The sequence below is a fragment of the Pseudotabrizicola sediminis genome, assembly GCF_004745575.1.
Taxonomy (GTDB): domain Bacteria; phylum Pseudomonadota; class Alphaproteobacteria; order Rhodobacterales; family Rhodobacteraceae; genus Pseudotabrizicola; species Pseudotabrizicola sediminis.
This window is the reverse complement of the sequence record NZ_RPEM01000002.1, coordinates 446,414-455,873: the sequence shown is the minus strand read 5'-3', so window position 1 is coordinate 455,873 and position 9,460 is coordinate 446,414. Positions and strand designations below refer to the sequence as shown.

Below are 9,460 nucleotides of genomic sequence, written 5' to 3'. Positions count from 1 at the left end.
CTCGATGAAAAGCCCGGGTCAGTTCTGGGTGAAAATCAACAGACCAACATCAGAAACGGCCCATAGCCGCCGGTCAACCTCGGCTTATGCTGCTTTGCCGCAGCTCGTAAGCGGCCAGTCGTCTCGCTCCGCAGCACGTAGGTCTGTCCGGGAAAAGGGGAACTCCGGCCATCAACTCTCTTGCGCAACAGAGTCGGTAAGAAGGCTGATCAGGGACGCCACTAGGGGCGAACTAGGACCGGAAATGCACGTTCTCGCGGATGCCCAGGGGCCGTAGTGAAGACAACTTTGGACCCAACCTTAGCCTGCCTCGGTCCGTAAACGCTGTCTTCGTGAAACATGACTTCCCTTCCACCACTCAAGATGAAGCCGAAGGTCTTTCCTGCAAGATTGTGGACTGTCCCATTCTTCCACGCACCCCTGAAGTAGACCAGCTCATCAGTGGCCGCAGCCAGATCTGATGCTGTCGGTCGAAGGGCTGGGTCAACGTTAAGGCAGCTTTCGACTATGCCTTGAAGATCCCGCGATAGCTCTGAGAAAGCCGCCTTCGATGTCATGAATGGTGGCCAAGCCTCTCTATTATTCATTTTGACATTGGCTGGAACGATCAAGCCCTCCCCGAAGGGCAAAACACCGGAAAGCAGATGAAACATCATTGCGCCCAAGGACCAAACATCCGCTTCGACACCGACGGACTCACCTTTCTTTCGGAACATCATTTCTGGGGACATATAGGGGAGAGCCCCTTTCACCGAGCGACAACCGCCTCATCCGACAGCCGATAGGCGTGCTGGAGATACAACAACCCTGCCACCAGCCGCGGCTCCGTCGCGGGCCGCCCCTTGCCGGACGGAAAGAACCCAGCCCACTCCCGTTCGAACACATCCCAGTTCATCAACGCCGCCAGCTTCACCAACTCGTGCCACCCATCGATCATGTCGATCAAGCGCGGGCGCAGCAGGTCATCTTGCTCCGGGAAACGCGGACGGTGCTTCATGGCCAGAACCGAAATTGCAGGGTTTCGCCCGCAATCATACAAAATCCTGCAGTCAGAGGCGAGAGAAACAGTCCTGTTTCAACGCGAAATCAATGGCATGAGGGTTGTTCAGGGTGAACTAAAAAAGGGCGGGGTGCAATTAGCTGTCGCGAAACGCGCGGGTGAAATAATCCGCAAGCGGCTTGAGAAAGTAATCCAACGGCCTGCGGTCGCCCGTGCGCACAAACGCCTCGACCGGCATACCGGGTAGCAAGGCCAGATCGGCGGGCAGCTGCATCATTTCGCCCTCGTTCACCTGCACTTCGGCGCGGTAGAAAGACTGGCCTGTCACCTCGTCCTGAAACGCATCCGCCGACAAAAGTGTCACGCGCCCCGCCAGTTCCGGCGTGCGCCGCTGGTCAAAGGCGGAAAACCGCAAGGTCACGTCCTGCCCGACAAAGACCTGGTCGATATCGGTGGTCCGCACCTGCGTCGCGATCACGAGGGGCCGGTCCTGCGGAATCAGGAACAGCACCGGATCGGCGGGGCGTATGACCGAGCGTGGCGCAAAGACCTGCATCCCGTAAACAATCCCCGACACGGGCGCGCGGATATCCAGCCGTTGAAGTTGGCGCAGCAGCGTCTGGCGACGTTCGACCAGTTCCAGCTGGTTGAATTGCAGATCACGCAGGCGGGTAATCGCCTCTTCGCGGCGCGAGGACGCAAGGCCCAGCACCTGAATCTCGATTTCGGTCATCCGTTCGGCGGCCTGTGCGGCCTGCGCTGTCAATTCGCCGACGCGGCCCAGAAGGCTCGCCTCTTCGCGTTGAAGGGCCAGTACGCGGCTGGCGTACGACAGCCCGCGATCAAGCAGGCTTTGCTGGTCGGCCAGTTCGCGCGCGATCAGGCCCTGTTGCGTTTGCAGCGCCGTCTGCTGCGCGGTGATGCCCGTGATCTGGCTTGCGATCTGTGCGCGCTGTTGGGCCAGCTGGTCGATAAATTGCATGCTGGTTTCCAGCCGCGCCGCGAACAGCCGTTCCTGCCCCTGCATCAGCTCTGCAGCAGCGGGCGTTCCAACCCCCAACAGGATCGGGTCGAAGACCAGCGCGGTTGCATCATCCCGTTCAGCTTCCAGCCGCGCGCGGCGGGCGAGGATTTCGAAATACTGCCCTTCGACGATGGCCAGTTCCGATTGCAGGTCGGTCGGGTCTAGTCGAATCAGCAGGTCGCCTTCCGCCACGCTGTCGCCTTCAACAACAAGAATGTCCGCCACCACACCGCCGAACGGGTGCTGGACCACCTGACGGTTGCGGTCCACCTCGATCTGGCCGCTGGTAATTACCGCGCCGTTGATCTCGGCCATGACCAACCAGGTGCCAAAACCACCCACCAGCACGGCCAACGTGGCGATGCCGATGATCATGTAGCGCCCCACGGGCCATTGCGTGGTCATGACACGCCCCCAGACTGGGGTGTAGCACGTTTGATCTGGGCATGGTTCTGAACCAAGTCGGCCAGGACCTCGTCCTTGGGGCCAAAGGCGCGGCGCATCCCGTTGTCGATCACTAGCAAAAGATCGCATTCCTGAATAGCCGCAGGTCGGTGCGCCATAATGAACACGATCCCCCCCGCCGCCTTGAACGCGCGGATCGCGGCGTTTAACGCCAATGACCCGTCGTTGTCGAGGTTGGAGTTCGGCTCGTCCAGCACCAGCACAACGGGTTCGCCGTAGAGTGCGCGGGCCAGCCCGATCCGCTGGATTTGCCCGCCGGATAACCGGCCCGTCGTAGCACTGACGCGCGTGTCGTAGCCGTCAGGCAGTTTCAGAATCATGTCATGCGCTGCCGCCTTTTGTGCAGCTTGCACCACCGCCGCATCATCGGGGGCCATCGCCATGCGGGCGATGTTATCCTTGATCGTGCCGTCGAAGAGCTGAACGCGCTGCGGCAGATAGCCGATATACTGGCCCAGCACGTCCGCGTCGTATTGATCCAGCGCAGCGCCATCAAGCCTGATCTGCCCGCCCGCCGGTTGCCACACGCCGGTCAGCGCTCGGGCCAGCATGGATTTCCCCGCACCCGAGGTGCCGATGACCCCCACGGCCTGTCCCGCTCCCACATCGAAACTGACCATGCGCAAGGCCGCGACAGTTTCGCCCGGGGGGACGACCGTGATCTGTTCGGCACTCAGCCGCGCCTTGGGCCGTGGCAGGCGGGTGCGCGGTGCCTCGGGCGTCACCTGCCCCAGCAGGACCGCCAGATTGCCCCAGCCTTCGCGTCCGCGCTGGAACACCGCCCATTGGCCAACGATCATCTCGATCGGGGCAAGCGCACGGCCAAGCAGGATCGACCCTGCGATCATCGCGCCGGGCGACAATTGCCCTTGCAGCACAAGGTAGGCCCCAAGGCCCAGCATCGCCGATTGCAGGAACATCCGGAACGCCTTGGCCAGCGCGGTATAACTGCCTGCGGCATCGGCTGCGCCGATACTGGCATCAAGTGACGCATTGCGCGCCACCTGCCAGCGGTCGAAAGCCGCCCCGCGCATGCCAAGCGATTGGACCATCTCGCTGTTTAGACGGATCTGGCTGCCCATCTGCTCGGAGGCAAAGCTCGCTGCATTGGCCTGCGCCAAAGGCGCGCGGGTTGTGATTTGGTTCAGGATGGCAACTACGACCAGTGCCAGCGCGCCGCAGACGGCCAGCAGCCCCATCAGCGGATGAAAGATGAATATCCCAAGGAAAAACAATGGCGCCCAAGGCAGGTCGAACACCGCCATCAGCGCGGGCGAGGTGATCAGCCGCTGCACCGCCTCCAGATCGCGCAGACCGGTCGCTGCCTCGCGCGAGGCGCGCTGCAAGATCGTGGCGCGCACGACCGCCGCGAACACGCGCCGGTCCAGTCGCGCCTGAAACCGCGCGCCGACCCGCGCCATAACACGACCCCGGACATGGTCGATGATGCCCATCATCGCGTAAAGGAACGCCACCAGCACCGTCAGCGCGATCAACGTCTCGACCGAGCGCGAGTTAAGCACGCGGTCGTAGACGTTGAGCATGTATAGCGGGCCGGTCAGCATCAGCAGGTTGACGAAAAAGCTGAAGATGCCGACGATCCAATATAGCAGCATGCTTTCGCGCCGCGCGCTGCGCAGTTCCGCCCGTCCTCGTGCCGCTGGATTATCCGTCATTTTGCATTCGCAACTACCAACAACGTGCTATCGAGTTCATTGGATGGCATTTGTCCTTCCTCAGGAAAAAACGCAGTTCCAAAATACTCTTCCTTGCGTTCAACCAGCTCAGAGGGTCATCTCATGCTCGTAAATCTTATCGGTAATTCCGGCCAGATCGAGCGTGGTGCCATCGGTAAAGATGATCTCCTCGATGGCGCGGGAGCCAATGTCGAATTGGTCAATGACCGTGATTGTTTCAGTGCCAGTGTTCATCACCAGATCGCCGCCACTGCTTTGGATAAAGGTCACGTCATCGATGTTCACATCGGAGAAGACGAAGCTGTCACTGCCCGTCCCTTTTTCGAGGATGCAGTAGGGGCCATCGCCTTTACTGTGCTCGTAGGTAAAGCGCGATCTCATTTGCAGACCTTTCTCCATCGGGTTTCAACGTAAATTTCTGATCGCGCGCACTTTGGCCACAGCCGACCAAAGCCCCAAAACGCCGTCAACGCCCGTTAAGCGATGTACCATTCTGACCGCCTGATCCGGGCCGCCAAGTCCGGGCGGCCCGATCAGTTTGCCGGAATCAGCTGAGAAAGATATCGTCGCTGAAAACGAAGTTCGACGCGATCCCGAGGTCGGCGTTCAGCACCGTGATCGTGTCACGGTCGCCTTCAAGCTGGATGATCACGTTGCCGTTCCGCTCACTGATAGACCGAACCATCGCACCTGCTTCGAACACAATCGTGTCTTCGGCCGCGTTGAAGTCGGTGATCACATCGCGGTCACGGACCCCATTTCGCACCTCGGCACCGAATACGAATGTGTCGGCCCCCGCGCCGCCCGTAAGCCTGTCATTGCCGGCGCCACCGCGGATCAGGTCATCGCCACTGGTGCCGATCAGAGTGTCGTTGCCTGCCGTGCCTTGCACGAGGTTCAACATTGGCTCGGGATCGGGCACCACGACGCCGGTCGGGACAAAGCCGAAATCAGCCCAGCTCAGGTCGTGATCAACATAGGCGTCGAACTGGACACGGGCCACATCGGCAAGCGACTTGCCCACACCCGCCAGCGCATCGGGATTCAGAAGAAAATACTCTGTCGACTCCAAGAACTTGAAGGTGACCATGTCATAGAGCGCCTCGACTCCGCTCAATTCGGTTCCATCTTTGAAAAAGACCGTGGTCAAGGCTTCGCCATTGTTGGGCGCCACAAATCCCACACCGGGGACAAGCTGCTGCACGCCGTCGAAGATCGCGACCCCGTTCGGGGCTGCTGAGGACACCAGCGTCTCGCCCGCGTCGTCACCACGGATCAGATTGTTGTCCGTCAGCGTTACCGACCGGATGCTGGTCACATTGCCTTTGTCCTGCTGGAAGTATTGCGCTGTGAATTGTTGGAGCATGGCATCGTCCTCCTTTGCTGCGGCGATCATTCGACGTGATCGCGTGTCACGCTTGATTGCGTGTCACAAAGAGCCGTTCGTCTTTGCGGGGCTGGAAGTTTCGCTGCTTAAATCACGATCCGGTGTATCGAGCGTGATCGGCACGGGTCATGGGTCTTTGCTGCATGTCTATAGTCAGCAGGATGCCCAGCCCCTGCCCGGGCCTGCCACCCCCCTTCGGTTTCGCTACCGCGAAATGCATCACTACACCGCCAGGTGGTTTCTGTGACGAACACATGTCCTGTCTAAAGGGTCGTTCGGAACGTCCGATTTTTGGGAAACCACAGCACCGCACATTACCGTCCATTAAGGGCCGAACGCGTTGCTGCGCCTGAAAACAGCATCGCCTCGCTGCCGGATGTATGAATGTTGCAGAAAGGCTCCAAGCCGCCATTCGGTTGTGCTCCATGGCCTGCTGACACTTCAAGGTCGACCAACGACACACCCGGCCCAAAGCCGCCACTCGGGACGCCTGCGGCAGCGTAGTGCGTTTTGGCCAAATTGGCAGCTGGTGCTCGTCTGTCCGCCTTACTGCTGCTCATCGTATTTATTCCAACGGAAGTAAGGTCACATCGGCAACGCTGTGCTGCCTGACACGATGGGTGTCAAACAAGCTAAGTCAAGTTATCGTTAGTCCGCCAGAACTCCATCGATCTTAGCCTGAGGGCCACACACAGCCAGACTAATAGTGATCCAATCGACCCAGTCGTCCGTAGACGCCCTATATATCAACGTAATCGATCTCACGGGAGTGACACCTTATGATCCGCAGAACCTTTCTTGCACTGACCGCCGCAACCGCATTCGCAATGCCTGTTTTCGCAGGTGGGCACTCCAAAGACATCGTCGACACCGCAGTTGCCGCGGGGTCATTCAACACTCTCGCCGCCGCGCTGACGGCTGCTGGACTGGTCGAAACGCTGAAGGGCGAAGGCCCGTTTACGGTCTTCGCACCGACTGATGCTGCCTTCGCCGCATTGCCGGCAGGCACGGTGGAAGACCTGCTGAAGCCAGAAAACAAGGACAAGCTGGTTGCAGTGCTCACCTATCACGTTGTTCCGGGCAAGGTCATGTCGACCGATCTGACCGAAGGCATGACTGCCGCGTCAGTTCAAGGCTCGGACGTCACCATTACTCTCGAAGGTGGCGCCAAGGTAAACGGCGCAGTCATTTCGACGGCTGATGTTGAAGCATCGAACGGGGTGATCCATGCCATCGACACGGTCATTATGCCGCCGATGTGATCTGCCTTAGGTCTCAGGAGCGTGGGGTGGCGAAAGCCGCCCCTTTTCTATTTTCACGGTGCAGCACTGTGGCCCGCCATACAGACAAAGAAACGGACAAGCCTGTGACCCGGTTGCAGAGCGATTTGCGATAAGCTGGCTTGGTAGGTGGGACCAGGAGCACCTGGATCTGCCAATTTTGGGGTCGACTAAGCCACCCCTTCGCCAGAGACATCCATCAGTCCGGTGTGTGGAAAGTTAACGAGGCCCAGTCCGAATGCCAGACCGGCCCGACATCGACATCGTCATTTGGCAAGGCCCGCAGGTTGACGCTGTCCGCAAGATATTCCATTCCCTTCAGTACCGGCACGGTCACGAGTCCATCAGCATCGGTACGGTGCAGCGTGATGGTCACCGTTCCATCGGGCGATGTCTGAAACAGCTCCAGCTGTGCGTCTGGGCGGGCCACGCCGTCCAGCAGCACCAGCAAAGGCATTCCCGCCGTCAGATCGTCGGTATAGGGGTTCGCCAGAGCGACGATCTCGATCACCATATCCACTGCCCGATCAGCCCCCGCGCCAGACCCCACGGCGACTAGGCTCTTGGCATGTCGTCGGTAGGTTTCTCGAAACCCCGTTTTCCGCAAGCCACGCGCCGTGTGGTCGGTGACGGCAGTGCGGAAATCCTTGTGGGCGACAAAGCGCTGAAACTCAGCGAAATCGTCATATGTTGCCACAGCGTCGTTGGTTTCATGCACAACCACGGCCAGTCCATCCTGCCGGGCATCCATCACGAGCGCCGGATTGTCGCCCATGCGACCTTCGACCGGGCGGACGCCGTCACTCTGAATGACCTCGAACCGGTCAATGTCTTGCGGCAGATAAGACAGGACATGCCCCTTCATCTCGGACCCGACCCGCAACCGAACCTGCATCACGCCGTCGCGAGCAACAGTATAATCTTCTGGTGACAGCCAAAATTCGTGAGCTTTTGCCATCGCCGTGCTAAATGCTGTGACCATCGCAGCCAGCAATATCGGTAGCCTCATCATGCCCTCCCTCGTTCTCTCGTCAGTTTGTAAGCTGGCCCGTTGTGTCTGTCTGTCAATGGGTTTGGCCCTGCCTGCCACCGCACATGAAGTTCGTCCCGCAGTTACCGACGTGACCGTCAGTGCAGAAACGATCGAGATCATCTTGCGCGCCCCGATCGAGCCGCTGATCGCGGGAATGGACCTTGCCGGGCTCGAAGATACCAATCTTTCCCCGCTTTCTGATCGCTATGATGCCTTGAGGGTCGCAGAGCCCGCCGAGCTAGAGGCAGCCTTGCGTGCCGCCTGGCCTGAAATTGCCGCACGGATCACCTTGCTTGCGGGCGGAACTCGGCTCGACCCGCAGATCGCGGGCGTGTCCGTGCCCGAGGTGGGCGACATCAGCCTGCCGCGCGACAGTGAACTGCGCATCACCGCAGCGCTGCCGCCGGATGGCACGCCGGTCCAGATTGGCTGGGATGCCAGTTTTGGATCGGTCGTCGTGCGTCAGATGGGTGGTGGCGCAGATGCCTACACAGCCATCCTTGCGGGCGGTAACCTCAGCACTGCCCTTCCGCGCGCAGGCTTTGCCACCGAAGGCGCGCTTCCAGTCTTCGCGCGGTTTGTGGTCTCAGGGTTCGAACACATCATTCCAAAGGGGTTGGACCATATCCTGTTCGTCCTCGGGCTATTCTACTTCGCCATGCGCCTCGGGCCGCTCCTATGGCAGGTTACTGCCTTTACGCTTGCGCATACGGTGACTTTGGCGCTTGCAAGCCTGAAGATCGTCAATGTCCCGGCTACCATCGTCGAGCCTATGATTGCCGCCTCCATCGTCTATGTGGCGGTAGAGAATATCTTAGGTGGTAAAACCGAAAACGTTGGTAGGGCGCGGGTCGCTGTTGTCTTTGGATTCGGGTTGTTGCACGGCCTCGGTTTCGCTTCCGTCCTCAGCGATGTGGGCCTGCCAGAGGGGCGCTTTGTGATCGCCCTGATCGGGTTCAACATTGGGGTCGAACTGGGCCAGCTTGCGGTGATCGCCATAGCGTTCCTTTTGTTCGCCATGCCTTTCGGGAGGCAGCCCTGGTATCGTTCAGTGATTGCCATCCCGGCTTCATTCCTGATCGCCGGGATCGGCGCTTGGTGGACTTTCGAGCGGGTATTTCTCTAAGCCGACAGGTCAGGGCAGGCCCCAGGCCGCCGAAACCCGAGATGTGACGTCCGTAACGGTTTGAGCACCCACCTCGAGATCCGCATTAGCTTAGACTGAGTGCATAGTTGTACGCGCGCTTTTTTGATCAGTGGTGATCGGAGCGCCTCAAAGACAGCGCGTACTCTGATGTCGGAACCCTTGAGCGCGCATAGAGGTGAAGCGGTGCCGCATGCGTCGCAACGCGCGACTTTGCGTTGTCACGAGGAAGCCGTNCAACGCGCGACTTTGCGTTGTCACGAGGAAGCCGTTTGGACCTGTCGCGGTTCCGTTCCGGTCTTTTGAGAGCAATACTCGCCATCAAGGAGACCGGGCAAGGACTTCGCAGCCTATGTGAATGTTGAGCGCGAGGAAGACCTCCAGGCACATGATGCGCGAGTTGACCTGCCCCCCGGAAGTTCCCTCGCTG

At 59.7% G+C, this 9,460-nt stretch carries 8 protein-coding genes and 1 pseudogene; 2 read left to right on the top strand and 7 right to left on the bottom strand.

All coding sequences use genetic code 11. From position 1 onward, the window contains the following. Positions 1–221: 221 nt before the first annotated feature. The 6 genes and pseudogenes from EEB11_RS20295 to EEB11_RS20220 form a co-directional block, all read right to left on the bottom strand. Positions 222–731 (bottom strand): protein kinase domain-containing protein, encoded by a 510-nt coding sequence (locus EEB11_RS20295; RefSeq protein ID WP_135429276.1) that lies wholly within the window; start codon positions 729–731, stop codon positions 222–224. Positions 732–751: 20 nt separating this feature from the next. Further along, positions 752–997, bottom strand: a pseudogene (locus EEB11_RS04845) (transposase); the annotation flags it as partial. A 139-nt stretch (positions 998–1,136) separates the two neighbouring features. Next, complete coding sequence (locus tag EEB11_RS04840) at positions 1,137–2,429, bottom strand: HlyD family type I secretion periplasmic adaptor subunit (protein WP_135429275.1); 1,293 nt, start codon at positions 2,427–2,429, stop codon at positions 1,137–1,139. After that, a complete protein-coding gene (locus tag EEB11_RS04835) occupies positions 2,426–4,165 on the bottom strand; it encodes a type I secretion system permease/ATPase (RefSeq protein ID WP_135429274.1) in 1,740 nt (579 codons plus the stop codon). The genes EEB11_RS04840 and EEB11_RS04835 overlap by 4 nt, the downstream gene beginning before the upstream one ends. 108 nt (positions 4,166–4,273) lie before the next feature. Beyond that, positions 4,274–4,567 (bottom strand): calcium-binding protein, encoded by a 294-nt coding sequence (locus EEB11_RS04830; protein WP_210134374.1) that lies wholly within the window; start codon positions 4,565–4,567, stop codon positions 4,274–4,276. A gap of 166 nt (positions 4,568–4,733) precedes the next feature. Then, on the bottom strand, positions 4,734–5,582 hold the full coding sequence (locus EEB11_RS20220; RefSeq protein WP_135429272.1) for a calcium-binding protein: 849 nt from the start codon (positions 5,580–5,582) through the stop codon (positions 4,734–4,736). Positions 5,583–6,352: 770 nt separating this feature from the next. Between EEB11_RS20220 and EEB11_RS04820 the strand changes: the two genes are divergently transcribed. Continuing rightward, a complete protein-coding gene (locus tag EEB11_RS04820) occupies positions 6,353–6,835 on the top strand; it encodes a fasciclin domain-containing protein (RefSeq protein ID WP_135429271.1) in 483 nt (160 codons plus the stop codon). Positions 6,836–7,052: 217 nt separating this feature from the next. Here EEB11_RS04820 and EEB11_RS04815 read toward each other — a convergent pair whose 3' ends face one another. After that, positions 7,053–7,862 carry a DUF4198 domain-containing protein gene (locus EEB11_RS04815; RefSeq protein WP_135429309.1) on the bottom strand — a complete coding sequence of 270 codons (810 nt, stop codon included), beginning with the start codon at positions 7,860–7,862 and terminating at the stop codon, positions 7,053–7,055. Between the two features lie 58 nt (positions 7,863–7,920). Between EEB11_RS04815 and EEB11_RS04810 the strand changes: the two genes are divergently transcribed. Beyond that, positions 7,921–9,012 carry a HupE/UreJ family protein gene (locus tag EEB11_RS04810; RefSeq protein WP_245298774.1) on the top strand — a complete coding sequence of 364 codons (1,092 nt, stop codon included), beginning with the start codon at positions 7,921–7,923 and terminating at the stop codon, positions 9,010–9,012. Positions 9,013–9,460 lie beyond the last annotated feature (448 nt).

Excerpts from the sequence above, each read along its gene's own strand:
- EEB11_RS20295 (WP_135429276.1), bottom strand. The coding sequence starts at position 731 with ATGTCCCCAGAAATGATGTTCCGAAAGAAAGGTGAGTCCGTCGGTGTC.
- EEB11_RS04840 (WP_135429275.1), bottom strand. The coding sequence starts at position 2,429 with ATGACCACGCAATGGCCCGTGGGGCGCTACATGATCATCGGCATCGCC.
- EEB11_RS04835 (WP_135429274.1), bottom strand. The coding sequence starts at position 4,165 with ATGACGGATAATCCAGCGGCACGAGGACGGGCGGAACTGCGCAGCGCG.
- EEB11_RS04830 (WP_210134374.1), bottom strand. The coding sequence starts at position 4,567 with ATGAGATCGCGCTTTACCTACGAGCACAGTAAAGGCGATGGCCCCTAC.
- EEB11_RS20220 (WP_135429272.1), bottom strand. The coding sequence starts at position 5,582 with ATGATCGCCGCAGCAAAGGAGGACGATGCCATGCTCCAACAATTCACA.
- EEB11_RS04820 (WP_135429271.1), top strand. The coding sequence starts at position 6,353 with ATGATCCGCAGAACCTTTCTTGCACTGACCGCCGCAACCGCATTCGCA.
- EEB11_RS04815 (WP_135429309.1), bottom strand. The coding sequence starts at position 7,862 with ATGAGGCTACCGATATTGCTGGCTGCGATGGTCACAGCATTTAGCACG.
- EEB11_RS04810 (WP_245298774.1), top strand. The coding sequence starts at position 7,921 with ATGGGTTTGGCCCTGCCTGCCACCGCACATGAAGTTCGTCCCGCAGTT.